The following is a 213-nucleotide window of genomic DNA, read 5'->3' as shown; positions in this document are numbered from 1 at the left end:
TCAGCTTCTTTTCGGACTTGTACAGCGGTTTTGGATTTTTGTGCTTCTCAGTTTCCCCTAAATCATTGGTGGTGATCGCAAAATCAGAAATACCCAAATCAATCCCGATCTTCCGTTCAACTAATTGGGGCGTTTCGTCCGCTGATTCCACAAGAATGGATATAAAATATTTTCCCGATTTATTCATTGATATCGTACATGATTTAATCTTGC

General features: G+C 39.0%; 1 pseudogene. It reads right to left on the bottom strand.

Annotated features, from left to right (window positions below):
- Positions 1-187: pseudogene (locus ACYQ4S_RS13145) on the bottom strand (RNA-guided endonuclease TnpB family protein); the annotation flags it as partial.
- Positions 188-213 lie beyond the last annotated feature (26 nt).

The sequence above is a fragment of the Alkalibacterium sp. s-m-28 genome (assembly GCF_054658175.1).
This window is presented reverse-complemented; position numbering and strand designations above follow the sequence as displayed.